Genomic DNA, 26,812 nt, shown 5'->3' on the forward strand with positions numbered 1-26,812 from the left:
ACCGTGAGTGGGCTGCCATGCCGGCCGTCACGAGACCGTCATTCGCAAATGTGATCCTTGCAGGAGTTGAAATACCGTCCACAAGCTTGCTGATCCGTTCCTCTTCTTCCTTGTCGACTTCTGTGCATGGTGATTGTGGGCGAGTTGTTGTACGGGACTCGGGCCGGGGCAAGGACGACAGGCGCGTGCGAGCCTTTGCCTCTGGCCTGACTTGCACCGCAATTTGCGTCGTCTGCATCGCCTGGATATCGACAGCGAAGGCAGTGGCCGCAGGCGCTGACGTGCAGGCAGCAGATCCCGCCACCAGCGCTTCGTCCGCATCGCAGATGCTGGACTTCGATTTGCCGGCGCAGCCATTGGCGGCCGCCTTGGCGCAATTCGGTGCGGTGTCGGGGCGATCGGTGATGTTCATCGACGAGTGGGTGGCTGGGCGCATATCCGCCCCGGTGCAAGGGCGCCATACGTCGCTTGCAGCCTTGCGAGCCTTGCTCGCCGGCGCAGGTTTCACCGCGGATGACGTGGACACGCAGCGTTCCGGTGCTTTCATACTGAAGCGCGTCGCAGCGGCGCCTGTGGTTGCGTCGACCGCCGGTTTGCAACGCAGGTACGACGCCCTGGTTCAGGCCCGTGTCTGGGACGCGTTGTGTGCTGATCTTCGTACGGCCCCCGGCCACTACCGCTCGATCCTGCAACTGCAGTTGGCCGCGTCGGGCAGCATCAGCCACGCAAGCCTGGTGTCGTCTTCGGGAGATCCCGGGCGGGACGCCGCCATGCTCGCGGCATTGGCAAATCTGAAGATGGATGGCCCCCCGCCAGCAGGCCTGGCGCTGCCGCTCACTCTGGCCATCCTTCCGCACGATGTGTTGCCCGGACCCCGCTGTGCCACGGTGCACTGACGCATGACGGAGAACGTCATCCCGCTGCTGCGCAGCTTCCTGGTGCAACGCTACGATCAGCTCAAGCAACGCTTGGCCGTGCGGCTGGGGAATCGCGAACTGGCGGAAGACGCCTTGCACGAAACCTGGCTGAAGCTGGAGCGCAGCCAGCCCATGGTGGGCCCCATTGCCACGCCCCAGGCGTATCTGCTGCGCATGGCGGTCAACCTGGCCATCGATGTCCGGCGCGCGCAGAGTCAGGTCTTGCTGTCGGACGACATCGAGATGCTGATGAATGAGCTGCCGGACCCGGCGCCCGGTCCCGCCGAGGTCGCCGAAGCCCGTTCGCAGCTGGAGGCGCTGGATGGCCTTCTGTCGCGCCTGCCGCCGCGCCGCCGCGAAATCCTGCTGCTGGTTCGCCTGGAGGGCTGGTCCCAGCGGGACGTGGCCACGCGGCTTGGCATTCCTGTGCGGACCGTCGAGTACGAACTGAAAGCCGCACAGGATTTTCTGTTCTCGCGACTGGAACCGCGATCTGGCAGGTCTTCATGACGGCACGAAGAAATAGTTTGAGGATTGTGGCGTCGGCAACCGTCTACCAAGTACGGGGCCCCTGAGACCAACATGACGACGCACCCTCCATCACCGACGCTTCCCGAGACGCTGCGCGAAGACGCGCGCGCCTGGGTGCGCAAGCTGCATTCGGGCGCCGCAACACAATGGGAGGCCCAGGCGTTCCGCCGCTGGCGTGACGCAAGTCCCTTGCATCAAGCGGCGTTCATCGAGGCCCGGCAGCAGTGGCGAGTGCTTCAACCCGCCCTGAACAGGCTGGTACGCACCGACGCCGAAGCGGCGACCCTTCATCGCGAGACCCTGCGCAAGCCCGAGGCGAGCCGCCGGGCCTTCCTGGGCGTGGCGGGCGCAGCCGCCGCGGCCGGTGTTGCGGGGGTGGCGGTCTATTCGCCCTTGGGGTTGTGGCCCACGGCCAATGAATGGCGTGCGGACTGGCGCACAGCCGCCGGCGAGCAGCGTGCGATCGCGTGGTCCGACCAGATCGGCGTGACCTTGAACACCCGCACCAGCATCCGCCGGGTGGCCTCGGACGACCAGGCCGAGGGGCTGGAGTTGCTGAACGGCGAAGCGGCGATCGAGATGCAGGCCAGTGCGCGCCACTTCAGCGTCGTGGCCGGCGCTGGCCGCAGCATTGGCGAATCGGCTCGCTTCGAGATCAGCCGCCTGGAAGGGCGGGTGTGCGTGACCTGCCTGGCAGGGCGCGTGCGCATCGAGCATCCGGCCGGCGACCGTCTGCTGCAGGCACGCCAGCAAGCGGTCTACCGCGATCACTCGATCAGCGGCATCGCCGCCGCAGACCCCGAGGTGGCTTCTGCCTGGCGGCGCGGTGAGCTCGTGTTCAAGCAGGCCCCCTTGTCGGTGGTGCTGGACGAGATCAATCGCTACCGCCCCGGTCGTGTGGTCCTGATGGTGGATTCGCTGCGGGGAAAAACGGTCACCGCGACCTTCAGGCTCGACCGCCTCGATCTGGCATTGCTGCAGATGCAGCGCTCCTTCGGTTTGAACGCCCGGTCGCTCCCCGCCGGTGTGCTGGTCCTGAGCTAGGTGGGCCCCGGGGCTGGGTGGTGACCCTGTCTCGATGTCGCGGCTTTCCATGGTTGTCGTGCGCAGCCACTGTGAAGCTTTCGTGACTTTGCCGAGGTGCTGCGCGTCCCCGCCGTTGATCTGCAAGGACTTTCCGGACCGAGGCCGCAGCGGCAAGCGCGCGCCCGCAACGAGGCCAAAAATATTCTTCTGGAATTCGACGTTTCCGTCCCGTCAAGGAACTGACGGCTCTTGTCGCGTTGGCTTTTTTCGATCGCCATCGCAGGGGCTTCTTGAATGGGGCTGGCCTACGCGACGCGCGCAGCCCCTTCGGCACAGGCTTTACTTCGGCGGGAACGAGAAATGACCATCAGTGGGTGCAACGAAAAGAATCGACCGGCGCGCGCGGCGCAGCAGGTTTTCAGGATGGCGCCCCTCGCGCGGGCCATCGCGGTGGCGCTGGCTGCCGGTGGGGTCCTCGGCAGCGCGCACGCCCAGCGGGCGTTCAGTCCGGCGTGGTTCGCCGACAAGGGTGCGGCGCAGGCGGGCGCGATCGCAACGGGCAGACTGCCCAACGGCGCGCCCGCGTCCAGCTTGCTCAACCCGACGCAGCCATCGGCAGCGGCGAGCCAGCAGCTGCAGACCTCCATCAACAACCTGAACCTGGCCGCGCGCGCAATCGCCGCGCAGCAGGCGCTGCAGACGCAGAAGCGGGCGGAGGCGCTGGCCAGCGGCGAATCCGCGCCGGACGGCCTGGCCGAAGGTGGCCTGAAGGTCGACACGAATTCACTGACAGCCGGCTGGCTCAATGCCAAGGACCCCGTTCAGACCGCAGCAAACGGCAGGACCACGGTCACCATCGAGCAGACCGCCGACAAGGCCATCCTGAACTGGGAGACCTTCAATGTCGGCAAGAACACGACGGTGAAGTTCGACCAGCGTGCAGGCACTCACGCCAAGACCGGCGTCAACGAGTGGATCGCGCTCAACCGCATCAACGACCCCAGTGGCCGCCCCAGCCAGATCGCCGGCCGCATCGAGGCCGAGGGCAGCGTCTACCTCATCAATCGCAACGGCATCCTGTTCACCGGCAGCAGCCAGGTCAACGTGCGCAACCTGGTCGCCTCCAGCCTGAAGCTCAGCGACGAACAGTTCAAGGCCGGTCTCAACACGCGCCTGGGCGCGAAATCGGGTGACCCGGGTTACTGGAGTGGCCTCGAAGTGGGCGTCGGGATTCCCACCTTCGGCGAGAACTCCAGGCAGATGCCGACCGATGCGAACGTGCAGTTCGCCGACATGGGCCCGGCCTTCGATCCGGGCAAGCCGCCGGGCGACGTCAAGGTGCTGGCCGGTGCGCAGATCACGGGCCAGGGGGGCCACGTGCTGATGTTCGCGCCCAAGGTCAGCAATGCGGGCAGCATCCGCACGCCGAGTGGCCAGACGCTGCTGGGCGCCGGCGAAAACGTGTGGCTGGAAGCCAAGGAAATCAGCCCCACCGTGCGCGGCTTCGATGCCGTCACCTCGTCGGTGCGGCCCTGGGTCTTTCCGGCCAAGTTCCTGATCAATCCACAGACAGCGCCCGCCTTCCAGCCCTACCTCATCGGTCGGATCGTGTCCGACATCGTGCCGCTGATGGAGCAGCGCGCGGCCCAGGTCGGCTACAGCGTGCACAACACCGGCATCATCCAGGCCGATCACGGCGACATCACCATGGTGTCGCGCGACATCAACCAGGGCGGCATCCTGCAAGCCAGCACCGCGCTGAACAACCGCACGGGCTCCATCCGCCTGCGCGCCTGGGGGCAGGGCGTTCACAACATCGACATCAATCTTGCGGCCGACGCCCCGCGCCTGGCGGCCTGGTCGGGCGGCACGCTGACCCTGGGGCCGGACAGCATCACCCAGGTCGTCAACGACTGGCAGGACACCACCCGAATCGAAAGCGGCTCGCTGGCCAACCGCTACCAGCCCGGGCGCATCGAGCTCTACGGCAAGACGATCGACGTGCAGACCCGCGCCCAGGTCACCGCCGCCGCGGGCAACATCGACATCCAGGCCCAGGCCAACCCGGCGGCCCTGCAGCGCAACACCCAGGTGGGCGACGGCAGCCGCATCCTCATCGGTGAACACGCCACCGTCAGTACCGCGGGACTGATGCAGATGCCGGTGGACATGGCCAGCAACTTCGTCGAGGCCGAACTGCGCATCAACGAACTGCGCGACTCCCACCTGCAAGCGAACACCTGGCTGTACGGCAGGAAGGTCATCGTGGATCGACGCAGGTCGGGCAGCTTCAAGGGGCTGATGGCGGGCGTCGAATGGGTCACCGACGAGTCCGGCAAGGCGCTCAAGGGCGTCTGGGTTGGCACCCCGCTGGCGGACGTGACGGGCTGGGTGGGCAACGGCCTGGTCGGCCTGTCCGAACTGGCGGCGCGAGGCGGCGACATCACCATCCAGTCCAATGGCTCGCTGATCACGCGGCCGGGCTCCATCCTGGATGTGTCCGGCGGCTCGGTGCGCTACAGCGACGGCTGGAACACGGAAACCCTGCTGCGCGGCGCGGACGGGCGCAGCTACACGATGTCGTCCGCTCCGGCGGACATGACCTACACGGGCATCGCGGGCCAGTACCAGCACACGCATGCGCGCTGGGGTGTCACGCAGACCTATGTCAATCCGATGTTGTCGGGGCGGCGCTGGGAGCCGGGCTACGAGGAAGGCCGCAATGCCGGTTCGATCGACATCCGTGCCGGCAGCGCCTTCATTCTGGAGGGTGAGTTCAGGGGCTCGGTGCAGCCCGGCGACCGGGTGCAGGAAGCGGCCGAGCTGCCTCGGGCCGGCCGTCTGACGGTGGGTTCCAACCGGGCACAAGAGGGCATGTGGACCCTGGGCCAGGTCATCATCAGCGACAAGCCCGCGTTGCTCCCGGCGGGTTTCAGCATCGACAGCCCGCTGGGCAAAGACGCCTTCCTGACCGAGCCCGAAGGGCAATCCCCCGGCGCTGGCGCGGGTGTGGGCCGCACCACCTGGCTGTCCGCCGCGGGGCTGAGCCATTCAGGCCTGGGCGCCATCGAGTTGAACCTCAACACCGGCTTCGTGCTGGAAGACAACGCGGTGGTGAATCTCCAGCCGGGGGCGCGCTTCACGGCCGCGGTCTACGACGGCCAGGGCATCCCCGGGAATTTCGACATCCAGGGCAAGCTCATCGCCCCGGGTGGCTCCATTGCACTGAGCGCCGGCGGCAAGGCGGACAGCGTGCTGCGCCTGGGTGCCAACAGCCTGCTGAGCGTCGCGGGCCAGTGGGTCAACGACACCGGCAAAGGCGTCACGCTGGGCCGCGCCATCCATGCTGGCTCGATTGCACTGGGGACCCCGATGAAAGAGGGCCTCGGCACGGTGTACGGCAAGGTGGACGTGGCCGCCGGCGCGGTGCTGGACGTGTCCGGCGGCGGCTGGCTGCCCGGTCTCGCGTCGGGCGGCAAGGCAGGCAAGGTGCAGGCGGGCAACGGCGGGGCCATCAGCCTGACGGCGTTCGACAACACGGCGCTCGAGACGCTGGACCTGCGCGGCTGGTCGGGGGGCGATGCGTCCCGGCTCACCCTCACGGCGATCGGCGACGTGCAGGTGGGCGGCGCCACACTCGCGGGCACGGGCGGGAAGGCATCGGGCGCGGCAAAGCCGCTGCACCTGCCGCAGACCCTGTATGCCGAGCGCGGCTTCGGCACGATCGGCATCCGTTCGCTCGGCGGAGACGTCGTGGTCGCGGAAGGCGCACAGGTGCACATCCAGCCCACGAGCTGGGACATGCCCGCCGCGGTATCGACGCTGCGCACGCTGCCCAGCGGCGGCGCGTTGGGCGATGTGCTGGCCCCAAAAGCACTGGACGAACTGAGCGGACAGCGCCGCGCCGCGCGCGCGCCCGGCGGCCTGTCGCTGGCGACCGGCGCGACCGGCGGTGGCATCCGCATTGGCGCGAACGCCAGCATCCAGACAGAAACCGGCGGCACGATCTCGCTGGACGCGGACGGGTCCGGGCAGGCTTCCGTGGTGGTGGCGGGCCGCCTTCAGGCGCCGGCCGGGACGCTGAACATCCGCGCCAAGAAAACCTTGACGCTGGCCGACGGGGCCGAGTTGCTGCTGCCCGGGGTGGCGCAAATCTTCCACGACCCGGCCATGCGCCTGCCCCAGGGCAGGGTGCTGCCGGGCGGCACGGTCACGCTGAGCGCCGGCACGCTGGATGCGCAGGCGGGTGCGCTGATCGACGTGTCGGGCGCGCGGGGCACGGTGGCGTATTGGGATCGCGGCACGGGGGCGCTCGGCGCCCTGCGGCGCGTGGAACAGGAACTGGGCAGCGACGGCGGCGCGGTCGTGATGGTGGCCGCGGCCGGCGGCGCCATGAATGCCAGGCTGCGCGCCCACGGCGGCAATGCCCAGGCGGCGGGCGGCTCCTTGTCCATCACGGACACCAGCGCGGCCGGTAGTTCGTCCGGGGATCTGGTGGCGCCGGACATCGGCTCCTTCCTCTACTACAAGAGCCCCACCGGCACGTACACGTTCAACGGCGAAAAGTACGCGCGGATCATCGGCACCAGCGGCAACCTCGACGTGCGCGACGAGTACGCCGGCGACGTCAAGATGAGCAGCGCCATGCGCACCGCGATCAACACCACGCTGCCGACGTCGGTGTCCAGCAGCAAGGGGCTCGTCCTCGACGCGGGTGCGGCGCCTGCCGCGGGACCAGGCGCCGACAGGGCGCCGTGGGAGCACGACGCGAGCATCGACAAGCGGGTGGTCGACCTGCTCAACAAGTATTTCTGGAGCGGAACCGGAACGGCACTGAGCCACAAGATCAACATCGGCAACATCGCCACCTCCGATGGCACCCTGCACGTATCGGCGAAGGCGCTGCAGGACACGGGCTTGTCGGCGGTCGATCTGCGTTCCACGCAAGTGGGCGTGCAGCTTGCCGGCGGCGTCGACCTGAGCATCGCGGGTCGCCTGGGCATCACCGCCCCGGTCATCAAGAGCGACGGGCTGGGCGGCGTGGTGCGCTTGCACGCCAACCATCTGCAACTGAACCCACTGACAGGTGCGGTGGGCGCGGTCGGGGCGGCCGGCGCCACGGCCCGCAATGCGGGTGAACTGATCCTGTCGGCCAGCCAGGCCATCGACATTGCAGGCAAGGGTGTGAAGGGCGAGTCTGCGTCGCCCGTCGACGTCAAGCTGCGCGGCTTCGAACGCACGGTGCTGGAAACCGGCGACCTGCGCTTCGTGGCGGGGGCCTACAGCGAAGGCGGCACCGATTACGACGACCCCCAGCTCAGGGCCACGCTCGACGTGGGTGGCGCGCTGCAGATCAAGGCCGCGCAGGTCTACCCGGCCACGGCCGTGACGGCGCGAATCAACTCGGACCAGTCCATCACCGTGCGCGGCAATGGGCGTGCCGCGGCGCCTCTGTCGGCCGGCGGCAGCCTGACGCTGAACGCGCCCGTCATCGAGCAGGACGGCGTGCTGCGCGCGCCCTTCGGGCAGATTGCGCTGAATGCCGGCGAGCGCCTGACGCTGGGCACCAACAGCCTGACCTCGGTGTCCGGTGCGGGCCTGGACGTGCTCTACGGCAGCTTGCGCAACGCCGAATACTGGATGGACCCGGCCAACCCGCAGGGCCGCAATCGTGCCAACGCCGGCGATGCCAATTCCCTGGACGAAAACCGCTATCTGTCGTCGCTGCCGGAAAAGCGCGTGCTCCTGCAAGCGCCCGATGTGGCCATGGCCGCGGGCGCGGTGGTGGACATCGCGGGCGGGGGCGATCTGCATGCGTGGGAGCACGTGCCCGGCTCGGGCGGCTCGCATGACGTGCTGACGCTGCCCGGCATGTACGCCGTGCTGCCGGGCTACCAGGGCCTGTCGCCCGTGGCGGGCGGTGCAGCGGGCCAGAAGGTCTGGCTGGCCGGCGGCGGCCTGGGCGCCGGCTGGTACACGCTCCTGCCGGCACGCTATGCGCTGCTGCCCGGCGCCTTTGCGGTGCAGAGCACGGGCCAGGCCTTGCCGGCATGGGCCGCGTCCCGTGGCGAGGTGGTCGGCCTGCGTGATGGCTCGACGATCGTGGCCGGGCGGGAACAGAACACGATCAGTGGCGCGCGCGATGCCACGGCTTCGGGCTGGCGCGTGCTGCCCGGCAGCCTGGTGCGCAAGGTCAGTGAATACAACGAGGCGCGGGGCAACGCCTTCTTCTCATCGGATGCGTTCAAGCTGACGCAATACCGCCTGACGGGGCAGGACGTCGTGACCCCGCGTCTGGCCCGCGATGGCGGCGCCGTGGTGTTCAAGGCCGACCGCGCCCTGACGCTGGACGGCGAGCTGCGCGCGCAACCCGATGCGGGCGGGCGCGGCAGCCTGGTGGACATTGCCGCCGCCAAGATCGCCATCGTCGGCGCGGGGCAGGACAGCAGCGACCTGCGCGCCGATGGTTACCTGGTCGTGGATGCCGGCAGCCTGACGCGCTTCGGCGCGGGCAGCCTGCTGGTGGGCGGCACGCGCACAGGCAATGTGCGGGGCCTGCAAGTGGACGTGGCCGCCAGCGATGTGGTGCTGCGCAACACGGCGGGCACCGCGTTGAGCGGCCCGGAGGTGATCCTGGCCGCGGCGAATGCCGTGTCGATCGAGTCGGGCAGCGTGCTGCGCGCGAACGGCCGGGCGTCGGGCGACGAGGCGAACCTGGTGCTCAAGCCGCAGGTGGCGGCCGTGTGGAGCGACAACAACACGCCGAACGACACCAGCGACGACCACATCGTCACGCCTTCCAGGGACTGGGGTGCGCTGGTGCGCGTGAGCAGCGGCCAGGCCGTGCGGGCGCTGCGCGAGAACGTGGACACCACGGTCGGCGGCCAGGTGCGCATCGGCGCCGGTGCGCTGCTGCAGGGCGGCGAGGCGTTGCTGCTCGACGCCACCAACAACACCGAGATGGCCGCCGGCGCGCAGTTGTCGGGCAAGGCCTTGTCGGTGGCCGCGAGCCGCATCGGCATCGGCGGAGGCAGCGGTGGCCTGGTGCTGGACGCCGACGCCCTGGCGCAGCTGTCGCGCGCGCAGTCATTGACGCTGCACAGCTACGGCAGCCTGGACTTCTATCGCTCGCTGGACATGCGCGGCCTGGCGCAGGTGGTGTTCGACGCCGCAGCCCTGCGGGGGCATGGCGCCGATGCCGTGCAGGTGCAGGCCTCCCACCTGACGCTGCAAAACACGGGCGCGTCGCTCAGCGGCGCGGGAACCGGCGGTGGTCGCCTGGCGCTGTCGGCAGACGAACTGGTGCTGGGCGTGGGCGACAAGACGATGTCCGGCTTCGACCAGGTGCTGCTGTCGGCCAGCCGGCGCATCGCCGGCGAAGGCACCGGGGGCCTGGACGCCGGTACGGCGGCGCTGACGCTGCGCACGCCGGTGCTGCAAGGGTTGTCCGGCGCCGACCAGGCCCTGCGAACGCAGGGCCAACTGGTGTTGCAGCAGGACGCGCAGGTGGATGCACAGGAGTTGGCAGGACTGGGCCGCGCCAGTCTGGGCGCGCGTCTGAGCCTGTCGGGCCAGGGCGTGACCGTGGCGCTGCCGGTGCTCGCGCTGGGCGGCAGCATTGCGGTCGATGCCGGCACGGGCAACCTGACGCTGGCAGAGTCGGGCCGCCTGCACGCGGGGGGCCTGGAGAAAGTCTTCTTCGACGTGGCCCAGCACGTGGATGCCGGTCAGATCAGCCTGGCGACGCGAGGCGGCCTGATCGACCTGGCTCCGGGAAGCCTGCTGGACCTGTCCGCCCATCCGCGCGGTGGCGACGCCGGCCGCCTGACGGTGGATGCATCGGCCGGCGGACGGGTCCACTTCGGGGGCACCCTGCAAGCGCAGGCCGGTGCCGGCGGCAACGGTGGCAACTTTGCGCTGGCCATCGATCGGCTGGACGATTTCGGCGCGCTGGCGCGAACGCTCAACGATTCGGGTTTCAGCCGGTCGCGGCAGTTCCGCGTCCGCCAGGGCGACCTGACGATCGCGGGCACCACGCGGGTGTCCGACTTCGAAGTCATCACCGACCGCGGCGTGATCTCTGTCGACGGCACAGCGCGCGTCGAGGCCAACGCGGCCTACGGCGGCAGCATCCGCCTGGTCGGCGGGGCAGGGCTGACGATGCAGCCTGGCGCGGTGCTGGCGGCCCATGCCACCGACGCCATCGATGGCCTGGGCAGCAGCCGCATCGACCTGGAAGCGGTCGACGGCCAACTGAACCTGGCCGGCGGCACGCTGGACCTGAGCGGCGGCGAAGGCGGCAAGCTGCGACTGCGGGCGCAGCGCACCGCAGGCAACGACGGCCTGAACGTCACGGCGCTGAACGCCGCAGTGCAGGGTGCGCGCTCCTCGGTGCTCGAAGGCGTGCGCCGCCATGCCAGCGCGGACGGCACGGTGGAATCCGTGGCCCCGCAGGCGATCACCGAAGCCAATGCCTTTGCAGGCAACACCGGCATCCTGACGAGGCTGGGTGGCAATGCAGCCGCCTATACGTTGGCGGCGGGCATCGAGATCACCAGCCCAGGCGACCTGAGGCTGGGCCGCGACTGGAATCTGTTCGACAGCTTCGGTGCGACGCACCGCGAAGGCACGCTGACGCTGCGCGCCGGCGGCAACCTGAACATCGAAGGCCATCTGAGCGACGGCTTCGACGTGGCGGGCCGCGACAACGGCGCGGGCAGGGCAGCGAGACTGCAGCAGGCCGCGTCGTGGAACCTGCGCCTGGTGGCGGGCGCGGACCTGAATTCGGTCGACGCACTGGCCACGCGCGCGCCGGGTGCGCTCGCGACCGATGCCGGCACGATCCGGGTGGGCACGGCTGACGCCGAGACGGGCGCCGGCAAACTGGTGCGCACGGGCAGCGGCGACCTGACGGTACGTGCCGGGCGCGACCTGGTGCTCGCCCACAAGGAGTCCGCGCTGTACACGGCGGGCCGGGCCGAGGCCGATCCCACCTTGGGTGGCGGCTTCGACACCGCCAGCGTCGATGCCCAGTACGGCACCGCAGGCGGTCATCTGGACGTCGCGGTCCAGGGCAGCGTGCGCGCGCCGACCCAGCAGGGCGTGCGTTCGGACCAGATACTGACCGAATGGCTGTTCCGCCAGGGACGCTACGGGGGCGAGTTCGACAGCCCCTCGGGCTACTACGACGCGTACAACATGGGCGACACCTGGGCGCCGGTCATGTCCGCCCGGGGCCAGCAACCGAGCTGGTGGGTGAACCACGCCAGCTTCCAGCAGGGCCTGGGCGCGCTGGGTGGCGGCAACGTGAAGCTGTCGGCGGGCGGCGACCTGGTGAACCTGGTGGTGGCCTTGCCCAGCACCATGCGCGTGACGGGCGGGCGTTCGGCCGGCGATGCCACGGCCTCCATCGTCACGCGCAATGGCGGGCAGCTGCAGGTGAGCGCAGGCGGCGCCTTGAAGGCCGGCCAGTACTACGTGGGCCGCGGCGCCGGAGAGATCGACGCAGGCACCAGCGCCGCCGGCTATGTCATGACCGGCACAGCGAGCAACGGGTCCGGCGCCACCTACGCCTACGACATCGCGCCCGTGCTGGCGCTGTCGGACGCCACGCTCAAGCTGCAGACGCTGGGCGACCTGGTCCTGCAGACCGTGATCGACCCCATGCAGATACGCCGTGCCTACATCGATCAGGCCGACAAGGACACCAGTGGCGGGGCCAGCCATGCGATGTTCATGAGCAGCCATACCGAGCGCAGCGCCGTCACGCTGGTGTCCACCGGCGGCAACGTGCGCCTGGAAAACCAGTCGGAATACGTGGCAGGCAACGACACGGGCAACACCACCAAGCTGGTGAACGGCATGACGGACACCAAGCTCCAGACCGACATGGTGGGCCTGTACCCGGCCAAGCTGAGCGTGTCGGCCCTGAGCGGAAGCATCGACATCGCAGGCCTGCTGCCGATGGCGCCGGCGAACACCAGCGACCTGTCTTTGCTGGCCGCCAAAGACCTGCGTTTCCTGCGCGGCAGCAGCCTGCTGAACACGGGTGCCATCGTCATGACCCAGACCACGCTGGACAAGTGGCCCTCGATCCTGCGTTCGTGGACAGGGCTCACGACCGTGCTGGGCGGCGCGTCGGCGTTTGGAGCGCCGCTGAAGTCGGTCTATGGCGGCTTCTCGGTGACGAATACCTTCCTGACGAACAGCCAGAACGGTGTGGAGCTGTTCGACAACCCGGACACACTGCCGATGCAGGCGCACGACTTCGTGCCCAGCCGCCTCTACGCGGGGGCCGGCTCCATCAGCGACCTGAACCTGATCGCGTCGGAATCGGTGCGCGTGCAGGCCGGCACCGACATCCGCAACTTCGAGCTGAGCGCGCGAAACCTGCGCGCCACCGACAGCACGGTGCTGGCGGCGGGCAACGACATCCTGGCTGTCGCCAACCGGTTCCTGTCGCATCCCTATGCGGGAACCAGCGGAGGCGCGGCCTCGTACTACTACGACAGGGGCAGTCGCACCGCGCTGCAAGGGCCGGGGGAGCTGCTGCTGCTGGCCGGGCGCGATATCCAGGGCAACAACTTTTCGCTGTACACCAATGGCAATCGCTATTGGGACTACGTGTCGGCAACGCCGCGCGGCGAGGAGTCGAACATCATCAAGGCCCTGCCCGTCGAGGGCGCCGACATCACCCTGATGGCCGGCATGAACAAGGCCGCCAGCTACGACGCCTTCGAGTTGGCCTACCTGAACCCGGCCAACGTGGCCGCCATGCCGCAGTACCTGAAGACCACCCTGGCGGACGGGACGGTGGCGCCGCTGTACCTGACCGACGGCGTGGACCACCGCGGCGATCTGCCCAAGCTGACGCGCCGGGGCCTGGTGTCCTTCGTGGAAGGCGTGCTCGGTTCCGACAAGGTCGCCAGCCTGACCGGCAACGCGAACGGCAAGCTGAGCCCGCAGCAGGCGTGGGAGCAATACCGGCAACTGCCGCCTCTGGTGCGCGAGCAGTTCCTGCGCCAGGTCTTCGTCTATGAGCTGCGCGAAGGAGGGCGCGACCAGAACCACGTCGATGGGCAGAACGGCCCGCTCAACGGCGGCTATCGCCGCGGCTCCGCGGCCATCGACACGCTGTTCCGCGGTGCGACGGCCGCAGGCCAGCCGACTCGCTACGCCGCGGATCTGCCGGACAACTGGCGCAGCAGCTGGTCCGGCGTGGGCAGCATCGCCGCGACCCGGATGGCGGCGCGCACCCACCAGGGGGGCGACATCAACGTCTTCACCCCCGGCGGAGGCCTGCAGGCGGCGGGGCTGGGCGCGGTGGTGCCGGACGGATACGGCCTGGTGACGCTGGCCTCGCCGGGGCAGATCAATGTGTTCGCGGACCGGGACATCATCGTGAATCGTTCGCGCATCCTGTCCTTCGTCTCGCAAGCCGAGCCTCTGGGCAGCGACCAGGTGTTGTGGTCCACGCAGGGCGACATCGACGCCGGCCGCGGCGCCAAGACCGTGCGCATCCCGCAAGCGCCGGAAGTCACCGCGGACGCAGACGGCAACATCACCGTGCAGGAAAAGCGCGACATGAGTGGCGCCGGCATCGGCACCGTGGGCGAGGGCGACGTGGACCTGGTCGCGCCCCGGGGCACCATCGATGCGGGCGATGCCGGCATCCGGGTCGCCAGCAACCTCAACATTGCCGCGCTGCAGGTGCGCAATGCCGACAACATTCAGGTCAAGGGCGAGACGACCGGGCTGCCGGTCGTGGCGGCGGTGAACATCGGGGCACTGACCACCGCCAGCGCGGCGGCGTCGGCAGCGGCCATGGCGGCGCAGGAGTCCATGCGACAGGAGCGGGCCGCCGCGCGGCAGAACCTGCCCTCGGTTTTCACGGTGCGGGTGCTGGGCTTCGGCAACGAAAGCCTGTCTCCGGCAGGTGCGGGTACATCGTCGCAGCCACGCCCCGACTCGCCATCGAGCGCTTCGCTTCGATACGACCCTACCAACTCTGTGCAGGTCCTTGGACACGGCAATCAGTTCGACGCGTCAGTGATGTCGTTGTTGACCGAAGCCGAGAAGACCAAGTTGCGGCATGGCAAGTGAGACGGTCCGCCCGATTGAATTCGGTCTCGGCGCGGGGAACGGCGAGCTCCCCGGCGTTGTGCTGCGCGCGTTCCTGACGGCGAACTACACGTACCTGCATCGCCGGCTGGCTCGCGATCTCGGCTGTTCCGATCAGGCCAGCGAGTGCTTGCACGACGCCTGGCTGCGTCTGGGCGATATGACGGCATCGGAGCCTGTGCGCAGTCCCGGGGCTTACGTCTATCGAACGGCTCGCAATCTGGCCATGGATCGCATGCGCAGCGATCGGCCCTGGCAGTACGTGGGCGAACTGGATGCAGCGCTTGAGCTCCTGGTCGATCATGCGCCCGGCCCGGATGCCATCGCCGAGGCGCGCTCGGCCGTGGAGGCCGTCGAGCAGGCCATGCAGCGGCTTTCGCATCGGCATCGTTCGGTACTCGTTGCGCTGCGAATAGAAGAGATGACCCGCCAGGACGTGGCAGACCTGCATTGCATTTCTCTGCGCAGAGTGGACACGGCACTTCGCCAGGCCCTGGACTATTGCGCGCATGCTTCCGGTCACACAGCAAGGGCGGAAATCTCTTCGCCCCGACATGGGCTTTCTCGACGATGGCAGGAGAAAGTCGTCGCTCCGATGCGTGTCAGTGAACGAAACGAGTAGGGCGGTGCCAACGAGCCTGGGATCGGGCACACGAACTGACCCGGACTGTCGAAAGTCCGAGCCAGGAAGCCTGTGACGGCCTGCCTTGATCAACGGATTCCTGAAAGCACCGGCGGTGCCTGGCGGTGTCTGTCCAGGTTCAGAGCGACTGCAGCCAGAAGAGGTAGCTGGCAGCCCGCCGTTCGGCACTGCCATCGAGAACGAAGATCACTGCCGCCTGGACCGCAAGGCCCGTTCCCGCGCCTTGCCAGGCGGAGCTCTTCGGCGCCAGCATGACGAGCAGGATCCCCGCCACGGCGAGCGCGAACTCGATCCGGCGATTCCTTGCAAACTCGTTCATGACGACCTGCATGCGAGGCATCTCTTCAATGCCCAGGCGTACCCGCTCATTCGCAACGATGTGCTGCACGCGCGCAAGGTCTTGCGGGCTGCGCAACCAGACCGAGCCGCCGACACCCATCTGGACCAGCGCCGCCAGGACAAGCGGCCCGGCCGCACCACGCCAGAAGGCGCCATGGCGCCAGCTCCATGCGGCCACGGCGATCGCCACCACCCCGACGATGACGAACGTCAGGCCTCCCCATCGCTCCGCATGGAAATAGGCTTCGGCCATGTTCATCCGCATGTCAGGGGAGGGGAGTCGTTGCATCGCGCCTCAGGCCAAGGCTGCCCTGGCGAGGGCTGCGTCCTGATCAGGTGTTCCACCGGAAACCCCGAGCGCTCCGATCAGCGCGCCGCCTGCGTCGAAGATCGGCAAGCCGCCGCCCATCAACAGCAGACCCCCTGCATGGACGTGATCGAAGTGCGGTGCCGGGACCCCCACTTGCAGCGGCGCGTTCAGTGACTCGCTGGGCATGCGGAACATCACCGACGCACGGGCCTTGGCCATGGCCAATTCATTTGACGCGAGCCGTGCGTCATCCATGCGTGAGAAGGTCACCAGGTTCGCTCCGCGATCCAGAATCGCAAACACCGCGTTGAGGCCGGTGTCCTTCGCCGCCTGGCGGCCGCGGGCCACGATGCGATGCGCATCGTCGATGGAGACGTCAGGCATTCTGGGTCCACTCCGTCTCTTGCCATTGCTTGGCCACGTCGATCGTCGCGAGCGGGCGCATCGTGCGATACAGGTGTTCCTTGGCGGGGATGATCTCGACCATCGCGTCGATCATTTCCTGCGGGTCTGCCTGGTTGGCCAGGCCCTCGGTGAAATCCGGCATTGGAACGACCGCGGTCTTGGGGTCGTACCACTGGACATGGCTCTCCACGCCCGTGTCGTTGAACCCGGTGAGGAAGGCGCCCGGATTGACGGTGGCCACCTTGACGCCGAAGGGCGCGAGCTCGACCTTCATCGAGCCCGCGATGGCCTCGATGGCATGCTTGGTCGCGCAGTAGATGCCAAGGAACGGCACCACCAGGATGCCGCCCATGGACGAGGTCCACACGACCTTGCCCGATCGACGGGCCACCATCTTGGGCACGATGGCCTGGACCAGCTCAAGATGCCCGAACACATTGATGTCGAACGACTCGCGCGCCCGCTGCATCGGGATGTCGGTGATGGGCCCGCCCTCCATGACGCCGGCATTGAGCACCAGCACGTCAGGATCGAAGGACCCCGCGTGAGCGATGTCGATCTTGTCGAGCAGGTTGAGTTTGATCACCTCCAACTCGACGCCCGCTTTGGCCGCATCGGCACGCAGGTCGCGAACCTGTGGCCATGTTTCGGCGCCGGCCACCACCTTGTGGCCAAGGCGCGCCAGTTCGATGGCCGTACCGCGGCCAAAACCCGAGCTTGCGCCCGTAATCAAGATCTTCTGGGACATGGATGAGTACCTGTGAGTGAATCGTGCATTCAGTCTAGGAAGACCGTAATATCAAGACAATCCCATCAATGCTTGTTGTTCCGATGAATCCCATTCATCAATTCAAGGGCTGTGACCTGCTCTCCCTGAATGTGTTCCTCGCCGTCGCTGCGCACGCCAGTTTTCGCGCAGCAGGCAAGGAACTCGGTATCACTGCATCGGCGGTGAGCCATTCCATCAAGGCGCTGGAGCAGCGCCTGTCTGTCAGGCTTCTCAACAGGACAACGCGCAGCGTGTCACTGACAGATGCGGGGGAGCGACTGGCGGCAACACTGAGACCGGCGCTGTCGTCGGTAGTCGACGCTCTGCAGGAGATCGACAACATGGGTGGCATCCCCAGTGGCACCGTGCGGATCAACGCCAGCGAAGGCGCGATCCGTCTGGTGCTGCAACCGGTGCTGGCGCGCTTTCTGCGCGAGCACCCGCAGGTGCACCTGGACATCGTGTGCGACGGGAAGCTCAGCGACATCGTGGCCCACGGTTTCGATGCAGGCATCCGGCTGGCGGAGGCCGTCCCGCAGGACATGGTGTCGATCCGCGTGGGCGCGCCGGTGCGTTTCGCCGCAGTGGCTTCGCCCGGCTATCTGGCGGCACGCGGCCGTCCTGCCGTGCCGCAGGATCTGCATGTCCATGACTGCATCCGCTTTCGCTTCGACAGCGGTGCGATCTATCGCTGGGAGTTCGAGCGCCACGGAAGCGCCGAGACCGTCAACGTCAACGGTCCGCTCACCCTCACTGATCAGCCCTTGATGGTCGATGCAGCCATCGACGGCATCGGCATCGCCTTCGTGCCCGATCACCTCGCTGCCAGCGCGCTGGGCGACGGGCGACTTGAGCGTGTGCTGGAGGCGTGGTGCCCGGCGTATCCCGGCCTGTGCCTTTACTACCCAGGCCACAGGCATGTCTCCAGCGCGTTGCGCGCGCTGATCGCGATGCTTCGCGAGGCGCTCCAGAACGACGTTCAGAGTGAGCAGACAGAATCATTGAAATTCCTTTTTCTGACAATAGCTTACGGCGCTATTGAACATTCCGAAATGCAGAAAAACAACCTGAATATCTGCCGAAGCGCGAGTACAAGTTCAGTACTCGCAGACGCGGAGCCGCTGGCGCATCATGAGTCGACGGATGCTGCCTAATCGCTTCCCCTTGCTTTATCGCCTGTTGTCGGCTTGCGGTACTTCTCGTACTGCGCGTTCTCGTCGGCGGCCATGGCAAGGGTCTGTTGCTTCATGCAAACGCAGATGCAGATCGCATGCCAACAGGGGACTTGATCAGCGCAGCCCTAGTTCGCCTTGCTCAAGAATGTAGGCTTGGCTTGAAGTCATGAGCGTCAAGCCGATGTTCTGTTCGATGAGAAGGATGACTCGACCATCTCATCGACCAGCGCCGAAATGATCCTCCCGGAAGGCTCGTCTAGAAACCATCTTCGGCTTGGGCACCAGGGCGCGAGCGATGACCAACATCTGCTGTTCTCCACCCGATATCGTGGCGGCCACCTGATCAAGCCGCTCCTTGAATCGAGGGAAGGTTTTCGCAATCATCTTCGATGACATCCGCCTCGTGTAGATACGGCAGCGAGGCCCCTTCCCATGGCTCGCGAGGGTTGCGCCGCTGCGAACGATGAAGGCTGTTTCCGCAACCTCCTCTTCCGATCAGTCCACCTTGATGGCTGCGGCTTTGACCACCTGCTGTGCCTTCGCGGTTTCGTCGGCGATGAACTTGTTGAACTGCGCCATGGGCATGGTGAAGGGTTCGGCGCCGAGCTTCTCCAGCCGGTCCTTCAGTTCGGGCGACACCATGATCTTCGCGACCTCGGCCTGCAGGCGCTCCACCACGGGCTGCGGCGTCTTCAGGCGCAGCGTGCCTGGCTGCGAGACAAGCTTTCGGAACCGTTCGCTGGATCGACAGTGGTCGTGACGCACCACGAGGTTCGCTGACAGACCGCTACGCCGACGATTGGGCCTCAGGCGCTTTCGTCAACGAGCTTCCGAATGAATTCTTTGATGTACCTGCCCTCTGGGTCCACGGCCAAGCGACCCTGTCGGTCTGCTTTAGGGTCAAGTCCTTGAATCATCAGTTGGTTCCTGGTGGATAAACGGGCACGTACGTGCCGAAGATGTGCCGTTCGACGCCGGGAGGAAGGCTCTGGGCCGCTGTATCGGCGAGGGCAGGACTGGCATAGGCGAAGAACCGCCACCCAGTGCCACCTGGACCGCCGGGGCGCTTCCACGGATAGGCGAGCCGTTCGTTGCTCGCCGGCCATCCGACGGCGGGATTAGCATCCACCGGGTGATCGCCCCGGGGTCCGCTTTGGCCGGCGATTCCCAGCACTACACCCACTTGGCGCCGGGCGTGGACCGCAGCATGCGGGACCGCGCCGGCGATGACAAGTTCCCGCGTGCGAAGAACGTCCCGCATCGCCAGGAACTCTTCGTCCCCTAACGTCCGAGCGTCAGCAGGCTGAGCCGCACGCGCGTTGACAACCTTGAGCGCCGTCACGTCACCGCCCAGCAGTCGTTCGGCAGCGAGATGGGAATTCAGTGGGAAGATGGTCAATGGGTCGACCATCGCAAGATCGATGGTGATGGCGCCGAACACACTGGAAAATGGAGCTCCCCGGGTCGACAACGCCGGCCGGTTCGATACGCCCGTGGAGATGTAGCGCTTCTTCCAACCGCGCGTATGGCTTAGAAGTTGCTGGGACGTCAGGAGGGCGGCTCCTGCAGGCACGTTATGGCGCGATGTCTGGCCGAGCGAGTAAATTTCGCGCTCCTGGGCGTTGCCTGCATGGAACGCCTGAAGGTCGAGGTCGAGGTCGAGGTTGAGGGCGTCCAACTGGTTGAGGCCGCGAGCGACAAAGCGCCTAACGTAGGTGTCCGTCGTCGGAGCGTAGATATAGTGCTTTCCGGGTTCGGCGATGCGCTCGACGACGGTCGACCAAGCGCCGGCGGGTTGAGCGGCAATCGGCCGAAACCGGAAACGTCCGAAATTGACTGAACCGAGCACGACGAGCGTGTTCTGGACGCCGTGTTCCGTAGAGTAGCGCGCCAAAATCCGGATGGAATCGGAGCGCATCAAATTGACGGACGAAGGATCTTCGCTGAACTGGATTTGTCCGGCGCATCGCTTGAGCAGCTGGTCGGCGAGGTCGTGCCAGTCCTTGCCGTGCTGCAGGTGCGCCTTTTCATACGCGTGAAGAATGGGATGCGCGTTTCCGCCCGCGGCCAGTGCCAGTGCATTCTGCATCGCCTGGTAGTCCGCGGTGGCTAGCTCGTGCTTCTCGCGCGCGTACGTGTCGAAGATGCTGGCGATCTTCGCGACGAGAAACGCCCACTTGGCAGGCACGTGCGCCGCTGGGATGAACTCGAACTTGTGTCGGAAAGCGGCCTGCAGAAACAAGCCCTTCGACAACGGCGCCGGTCCGGGGGCCGATGGCACGGCGGAAAAGTCGGGGGCGACGCCATCGCAAAGCGTTGCTACGACCGCGTCCGCAAAACGATCGGCCCCGGCCTCCAGTTCGGGATCTTCGAGCAGGACAGCCCGCTCGGGTGGCGCGGCAAGGATTCGGTGCTGGAGCGTGTGCGCTAGTTCGTGCGCTAGAAGCCGCAGGCCCTCGCGTGTCGCGACGGAAGGCGCGTCGTGCGCGAGTAGAACATCGCGCCCGGCGGCCAAGCCCCACATGCCCAAGCAAGACGGCAGCGCAGAACGCCGAATGGCGGTGCCCGAAAAATCGACCCCGAACCGGTGCTGAATTTCCCTTGACCGGTCGCGCGCGCGATGAACTTCCGAAATGTTGCTAGACGGTTTCGTCTCTTGAGCCTCCCGCGCGCGATCGGTCCAACGAAGAGAATCGAGCACCTGAGATGAATGCGGATTGGCACTTCGCTCACTGATGCCACGCCCGACAAATTGACCTGCCTTGTTGGTGACGAACAACTGAGCAATTAGGGTGCGCCGAGCCAGGTGTGTCGGGGGCCTGTTGGGGTCAGGAGCGAACGAGTACTTATGTCGATTGATCATCGCAGCTCCTACGAAATCCTTCAGCGCCGCGTGCGTGCGCAGCACCACGTGTTTCGAACTCCGAAGGCGCTGCTGCAGATTCTGCAGATCGAAAAGCTGGTCGAAATCGAACAGGGACGGAATGGCTTGCATGGTGTTCTAGCCTTCATGAATGGATGACACCCGAACCAAAAAGGATCCGGGAACGGAACGGATTTCAAGGCCTGCCGGGATCAAGCCGCTGAAGAAGGGATGCGTACTTCTCGATGGTCAATCGGTGCGAGGCATCCAGCTCGGAAACAACGAGCCGGAAAAGGGGCCAGTCGAACGAATCGCACATGACCACCGAGTCGATCCAGCTGTCGAACGCCGCACGCTTGGCCTTCAACGCATAGTGGGCCGCGAGGAATTCCTGCCACGGGTCGGGTATGGGCGCGATGGCGATGCTCATGGCGTTCGATCCGGTTCGGCCTCAATGCCCAGCATCGAGAAGTAGCGGTTGAGGTCGCCTTCTTCGCGCAGCACTTCCCGCATCAGTTCCGGCAAGGGCATCCGCCCCCAGGTCACCGCGCGGTTGACGAGGTAGGGCGTCGGGCTGTGCGGCTCTTCGCGCTGCAGATAGGCGGCCGCCAGTTCGAGCAGGCGATAGGCCTCGGCGCGGCTGCCGATGCGGCTGCTTGCCACGGCCTGCGGGAGCGCCTGCGAAGAAGAGTCCGGTGGTTCTTCGTTCATGGGGTCGTGCACGGGTGTTGAAGAAAGAGGCGATGCGTACGCGAACGCATCCGCCGGCGGTTCGGCACGCGCGGCTGCTTGTTCCTGGTCGCGGGGATCGCGCCCCTGGAGCAGGCTGCGCACGGCCTGGCGAAGCCGGGCGAGCATGTCCGTCACCTTGGAGAGGCTGGGCGCGTCGGCACCCAGGCGTTCGTCCAGCAGCGCTTCCAGCGACGCCCAGGCGGCGCAGGCCCGCGTGAAGCGTTCGTCGAGCGCCGTGAGCGCGCGCAGGTGATGGCCCGCCTGGTCGAGGATGTCCTGCCGCGAAATGCCGGGTGCGGTCGATTCGTCGTCCGATGCGGTGGCCCTGGCGCGCGCGGCGCCCGTGCCGAACTCGGTCGTGACGGCGCGCTGCCAGTCGCACAGGTTGATGAAGGGCTGTGCCGATGCGGGCCATGGCACCAGCGGCACATGCAGCAGCAAGGCCTGCGCAAGCGTGTCGTTGGCCCAGACGAAGGTGGCTGCGCGCACCTCGGCATCGCCGTCTTCGATGCGCGGATGCGCGCTGTCCCAGAAGTTGCGGGCCAACGCTTCGAGCAGCCGGGCGCCGGCGGCCAGTCCGTCGAGCGCATGAAGGTGCACCCAGGCTTCGGTGAGCCACAGGGCCACCTGCAGGTCCTTGCTGCGTTGCTGCAGCACCTCGGTGCACAGAATTTCGGCCGCGCGCCAGTCGGCCTTCTTGAGCGTGCGCGTCCATTCGCCCATGGGCAGGCTGGCGTCGTCCTCCGAACGGGCATCGCGGATGCGGGCGTACACCGGGTCGTAGCGCAGCGAAGGGCCCGCGGGCCCCTGCGCGTCGTCGAGCGGAAGAAGAAAGGCATCGAGGCCGGGGGCGAAGCCCTCCGGTGCCACAGGGGGAAAGTGCATGTCCATCAGGGATGGTTCCATTCGGGCGCACGCGCCGGGAATGCGCCGGGCCAGAGCAGGGCCGTCTTCTTGCCCGCCGGGCTGGCCGCGATGCGCAGATAGACGCGTGCCCGCCCGCCGGCTGGCGCCTGTGCGGCGTCGCCGGCCGACTGGGCCACGAGCGGAAACTCGAACCGCAGCAACTGCGAGCGGCCGTCCGGGCGCTGCGAAGACTCGGCTTCGCGCTGGCGCTGCGCCAGCGTGAGCAGGGCCCACGGATCGGTGAAGCGGTAGGTCACGGTCTGGCCGTCGGTCAGCAGCGCGGGCTGTTGCGCATCGGCGCGCGCGACGAGCGGTGAGTCCTTCGCGATGCGCAGCACCAGCGCCACCGGCATGCCGTACTCCCAGCGCAGGGTGCGCGGCGCATCGCGCAACCGCAGCACCTGGTCGCCGATCTCGAAGGACCAGTCGATGATCTTGCTGCCCTCGATCTCGGCGGCGGTGTTCACGCGGAAGTCCACGCTCAGGTCGAAGCCGGGTGCCGCGCCTTCCTCCGTGGGAAAGAGCGGGCCGAGGAAGTCGCGCGCACGCCCGAACTGTTCCGCGAAGCGCCGCGCCGCCTGGCCCGGCAACGCAACGCTTCGGGCATTGCTTTCCGCGCGGTTGTCCTTGAGCGAACGCGCGAGCGGATCGAAAGCCCTCAAGAGGTCGTTCACGTCGGCGGGGTCGGCCACGTCGAAGGCGCGGCCCGTCGCGGCGCCGAAGGGAGCCCGGCCGGCCAGCGAGCGGTTGAAGCGTGCCGAGAACTGCGTCCACACCTCCTGCTGGTCGCTGAAGTGCAGCTCGAAGCAGCGTGCGAGCAGGGCGCCGTAGATCTGCGCATGGCGCTCGGCGAAGTAGTCGTCGACCCGAGTTGCCGGCGCCTTGCCGGCGAGCTTGGCGGCGCAGGTCTCGCGGTCGATCTCGGCGCCGGTCGTGCCCAGGAACTGTTCGAGCAGCAGCAGGCTGCTGTTGGGGTTCTTCAGTCGGTAGCGTTCCAGGTCGCGATTGATGGCCTGCCAGCGCTGTGCGAGCACCGAGCCCGCACCCGCGCCGTCGAGCGCCGCGGTGTAGCCGTCGGCGAGCTTGCCCAGCGTTTCCACGCGGGCGAACTGCTGGCCCAGGTAGGCCGCGAGCGAGGCCGTGTCGGAGACGCCGAAGGCCACGAGCATGGGGCCGCGTTCGCCGCGCCAGTCCTGGAAGTCGCGCCCGCGCATCGCATACAGCTCCGAGTGGCTGAAGGTTTCGTCCACTGCTTCGAGGCGCTGCAGTGCATCGCGCGAGACCAGCGCGCGCAGGTCCTCGGCACGGGCCGCGGCGCCCAGTTCGACGAGCAGCGCCTGCACCTTGGCAAGGCGTTGGCGCGACGCTTCGTAGGCGCCGGCCTGGGTGTCGGTTGCCGCCGAAGCGAACGAGGCGCGCGGGCCATCGGCCACACCCACCGCTCCTGTCGCGGCCTCGGCCACCTGGTCGACCACCAACTGCGCGAAATGCGCGTTCAGCGCGCCCTCGATGCCGGGGCGAACCGATGACGGAAAAGCCAGCATGCCTTCGCTCATGTAGCGCTTGCGGACGTCGCCGAGCACCAGCGCCTGGTCGAGCCGGGACAGGTCCCAAGTGGCCAGCGAACGGGTGCCGGCCCCGGAAAGCTCGCGGTCGCGCGCGGCGGCCATGAAGGGCTGCGCCAGCAGCGCGGTGAGTGCATCGCGCAGCGCGACGCGTTCCGGCGCGAGCGCGAAGCGTCCTTCCTTTTCCTGCCAGACCACGCCCGGCTGCGCACCGCCCAAGCGCAGGTTGAACTCGGCGCGGAACTTCTGGAAGGCGTCCTGGGCGCGGCCACGCAGCGGCTCGGCCGTCTCCTGGCCCAGCAGGCGGTTCTGCTCGATGCGCGCCAGGGTGCGCTCGTAGGCGGTGCCGAGCATCAGCGTCGGCTGCCGCATCCAGCCGCCCTTGCCGGAGGCCACGAGGTCTTCCTGGTCCTTGATCGCGGCGATCACTTCGCGGTAGCCCGACAGGGTCCGGGCAAAGGTGTCGGACCCCGCGAGCGTCGGCGACAGCCGCGCCAGCACCTGCTCGGACACCAGCAGCTCGTTGTTGGTGAAAAGGCGCGCATCGAGCTGGGCCGTGCCCTTGCCCAGCGCGCAGCGCAACACGGCCTGCACGGGCGCGAGCGGAATCGACAGCGCGCTGCCCCCGGCGGCCTGCCGGAAGTAGCGCAGGTTGCGGCTCAGGTCGGCGGGCAGCTCGGCGCCCAGCGCGTAGCGCACGGCCACGCGCAGGTCTTCCGCGTTGCTGGCGGCGGGCTGGCGCAGGCGCTCGACCGCCTGCAGCGCGGCATCGAGCTGGTCGACCGATCCGAGGTAGCGCTGCAGCGCACCGAACTCGGGCTGGTCTTCCACCAGCAGGCCGTTCTTGCGCGGCGCATCGCCGATGGTCTTGAAGCTGGGCGGCACGCTGCAGTTCGCGCCGATGATGAATTCGCCCGTGGCCTCGTCCTGCGCCACGCCGCTGAGCTGGCTCACGCGGCCCAGCAGCTCGCGCCGCAGCGTGCCCACGGCGATGTCGCCGAACTCGCGCTCGATGCGCTCGATCACGCGTTCGTTCAGGTCGTCGAAGGGTTGCCATGAGCCCGGCATGAAGAAGGAGTGCGTGCCGTCGGTGCGCAGCCGTTCGTTCATTGCCAGCAGCGACAGCGCCTTGTTGCGGTACCAGGCTGCGGGCACCGTTTCGCCGCGCTGCAGTGCGCGCATGCGGTATTGCGCGTCGTGCTGCAGTTGCGAGAGCGCCGCCACCAGCGCACCGTTGTGCCGGTGCAGTTGCCAGGTCGCCACCAGCAGGCCGATGCCCCAGCCGCCGAGGAAGATGAGCGCGGTCCAGCGCAGCGCGCGGTGCAGTACCGGCCGCGCCAGCGTCTGGGTGCGCGAGGGCCGCGTGAGGCCGTACTCCAGGAAGATCTTCTTCTCGAACAGGTCGCGCAGAAAGGCCGGCTGGCGCATGAGCTGCGCGATCAGGTCGTTGCTGCCGGGCTCCTGCCGGCCGTAGACGTCCTGCTGCGCATCGATCGTGGCGACCGCCTGCGCCGATTCGCCGCTGTCGCCGGTCAGGTAGATGCCACGAAAGAAGAAGGGCTCGTGGTAGGCGCTCGGGCGCATCAGCTCGTCGACGTACAGCTGCAACTGGCCCCGCAACGCTTCGATGCGAGAGGGCAGCAGCAACTGCGCGCCGGCGCCCTGCGGCGCGGTCTCGGTGGCGAAGAGTTCGGCCGACACATCGGAAACCGAGCGCACCACCGTGCCCACGGCTTCGTCGACCCAGCCCGGCTGGTAGGTGGTCGACAGGTCGTAGGGCGAAGACCAGCCGAGCATGCTGGCGCGCAGCGGCTCGGGCAGCGCGCGCGCGAAGGCGCTGAAGCCTTCGAGCTGCTCGGCCCCGGTGACCAGCACATACACCGCGAAGCGCATCGCAAAGCGGTTCTGCGCAAGCCACAGGCGCCGGTGCGCGAGCTTGGCGCGCTTGGAGAGTTCGAGCCGGCCATCGATGCTGTCGTCCAGCAGCAGCGCCGCGGGAATGGTGATGACCACCGAGTCGAAGGGGCGCTGCGGCCGGTAGGCCCGGCACATGCCCAGGAACTCGTCCCAGGGTTTTTCGGACGCGTCATCGTCATCGGGCGAGCCGAGGTAAGCGCCCTGGATGTCGATGACCACCCCGCGATCGAAGAAATGCCACGAGATGCCCTGCGTGGCCGCGGCCGAGGCCGACTCGGTGCTCAGCGCACTGGCCACGCCCGACTGCTCGATGGGCAACTGGCGATGGTCGTCGCCTTCGTTGAGCACCATGATCCACGGGATGCCGTAGCGGTCGGCGCGCGAAGCGATGTTGCCCTCGATGAGTTCCACCGCCTGGCGGAACGAACTGCGCAGCGAGTCGAAGCGGATGCGCGCGACCTTCGGGTCGCTGGACGGCTTGGCGTGCGAGCGGCGGGCCGCGAAATACAGCACCATGCCCAGCACGAGCAGCACGACGACGGTCAGCACCGCGATGGAGATGAGGAACAGTTGGTCCGTCAGCATGGCTGCGCC

General features: G+C 67.5%; 14 protein-coding genes and 1 pseudogene. 6 read left to right on the plus strand and 9 right to left on the minus strand.

Annotation, left to right across the window (positions count from 1 at the left end):
- Positions 1-185: 185 nt before the first annotated feature.
- The 5 genes from ACSFB7_RS30745 (at position 186) to ACSFB7_RS30765 (ending at position 15,216) form a co-directional block, all read left to right on the plus strand.
- Complete coding sequence (locus tag ACSFB7_RS30745; RefSeq protein ID WP_435476119.1) at positions 186-896, plus strand: hypothetical protein; 711 nt, start codon at positions 186-188, stop codon at positions 894-896.
- Between the two features lie 3 nt (positions 897-899).
- Entirely contained in the window at positions 900-1,427 is a 528-nt protein-coding gene (locus ACSFB7_RS30750) for an RNA polymerase sigma factor (protein ID WP_435476120.1), read from the plus strand.
- Between the two features lie 72 nt (positions 1,428-1,499).
- Positions 1,500-2,492, plus strand: coding sequence for a FecR family protein (locus tag ACSFB7_RS30755; RefSeq protein WP_435476121.1), 993 nt, complete (start codon positions 1,500-1,502; stop codon positions 2,490-2,492).
- A gap of 405 nt (positions 2,493-2,897) precedes the next feature.
- The gene (locus ACSFB7_RS30760) at positions 2,898-14,576 is read left to right on the plus strand and encodes a filamentous haemagglutinin family protein (protein WP_435476122.1); all 11,679 of its coding nucleotides are present in this window, start codon (positions 2,898-2,900) and stop codon (positions 14,574-14,576) included.
- A complete protein-coding gene (locus ACSFB7_RS30765) occupies positions 14,566-15,216 on the plus strand; it encodes an RNA polymerase sigma factor (protein WP_435476123.1) in 651 nt (216 codons plus the stop codon). The genes ACSFB7_RS30760 and ACSFB7_RS30765 overlap by 11 nt, the downstream gene beginning before the upstream one ends.
- A gap of 139 nt (positions 15,217-15,355) precedes the next feature.
- On the opposite strand, the gene ACSFB7_RS30770 is transcribed toward ACSFB7_RS30765, so the two are convergent.
- The 3 genes from ACSFB7_RS30770 to ACSFB7_RS30780 are packed head-to-tail and all read right to left on the minus strand — an operon-like array spanning position 15,356 to position 17,039.
- A complete protein-coding gene (locus tag ACSFB7_RS30770; RefSeq protein ID WP_435476124.1) occupies positions 15,356-15,841 on the minus strand; it encodes a hypothetical protein in 486 nt (161 codons plus the stop codon).
- A 30-nt stretch (positions 15,842-15,871) separates the two neighbouring features.
- Positions 15,872-16,270: a GlcG/HbpS family heme-binding protein gene (locus ACSFB7_RS30775; protein WP_435476125.1), complete on the minus strand. Its 399-nt coding sequence runs from the start codon at positions 16,268-16,270 to the stop codon at positions 15,872-15,874.
- Positions 16,263-17,039 carry an SDR family oxidoreductase gene (locus tag ACSFB7_RS30780; protein WP_124458231.1) on the minus strand — a complete coding sequence of 259 codons (777 nt, stop codon included), beginning with the start codon at positions 17,037-17,039 and terminating at the stop codon, positions 16,263-16,265. Before ACSFB7_RS30780 ends, ACSFB7_RS30775 begins: the two co-directional genes overlap by 8 nt.
- A gap of 68 nt (positions 17,040-17,107) precedes the next feature.
- Here ACSFB7_RS30780 and ACSFB7_RS30785 point away from each other — a divergent pair.
- A pseudogene (locus ACSFB7_RS30785) lies at positions 17,108-18,019 on the plus strand (LysR family transcriptional regulator); the annotation flags it as partial.
- 432 nt (positions 18,020-18,451) lie between these two features.
- Here the strand turns inward: ACSFB7_RS30785 and ACSFB7_RS30790 are convergent.
- The 6 genes from ACSFB7_RS30790 to ACSFB7_RS30815 all read right to left on the minus strand — a co-directional run bounded on the left by ACSFB7_RS30790 (position 18,452) and on the right by ACSFB7_RS30815 (position 26,803).
- The gene (locus ACSFB7_RS30790; protein ID WP_435476126.1) at positions 18,452-18,631 is read right to left on the minus strand and encodes a hypothetical protein; all 180 of its coding nucleotides are present in this window, start codon (positions 18,629-18,631) and stop codon (positions 18,452-18,454) included.
- 99 nt (positions 18,632-18,730) lie between these two features.
- Entirely contained in the window at positions 18,731-19,000 is a 270-nt protein-coding gene (locus ACSFB7_RS30795) for a tripartite tricarboxylate transporter substrate-binding protein (RefSeq protein WP_435476127.1), read from the minus strand.
- A 151-nt stretch (positions 19,001-19,151) separates the two neighbouring features.
- Positions 19,152-21,230 carry an eCIS core domain-containing protein gene (locus ACSFB7_RS30800; RefSeq protein ID WP_435476128.1) on the minus strand — a complete coding sequence of 693 codons (2,079 nt, stop codon included), beginning with the start codon at positions 21,228-21,230 and terminating at the stop codon, positions 19,152-19,154.
- Positions 21,231-21,294: 64 nt separating this feature from the next.
- Positions 21,295-21,528 (minus strand): hypothetical protein, encoded by a 234-nt coding sequence (locus ACSFB7_RS30805; RefSeq protein ID WP_435476129.1) that lies wholly within the window; start codon positions 21,526-21,528, stop codon positions 21,295-21,297.
- Positions 21,525-22,736: a type VI secretion system protein TssA gene (tssA, locus tag ACSFB7_RS30810; protein ID WP_435476130.1), complete on the minus strand. Its 1,212-nt coding sequence runs from the start codon at positions 22,734-22,736 to the stop codon at positions 21,525-21,527. Before tssA ends, ACSFB7_RS30805 begins: the two co-directional genes overlap by 4 nt.
- Entirely contained in the window at positions 22,721-26,803 is a 4,083-nt protein-coding gene (locus tag ACSFB7_RS30815; RefSeq protein ID WP_435476131.1) for a type VI secretion protein IcmF/TssM N-terminal domain-containing protein, read from the minus strand. Before ACSFB7_RS30815 ends, tssA begins: the two co-directional genes overlap by 16 nt.
- Positions 26,804-26,812 lie beyond the last annotated feature (9 nt).

The organism is Variovorax raffinosi (genome assembly GCF_051216615.1).
GTDB lineage: Bacteria > Pseudomonadota > Gammaproteobacteria > Burkholderiales > Burkholderiaceae_C > Variovorax.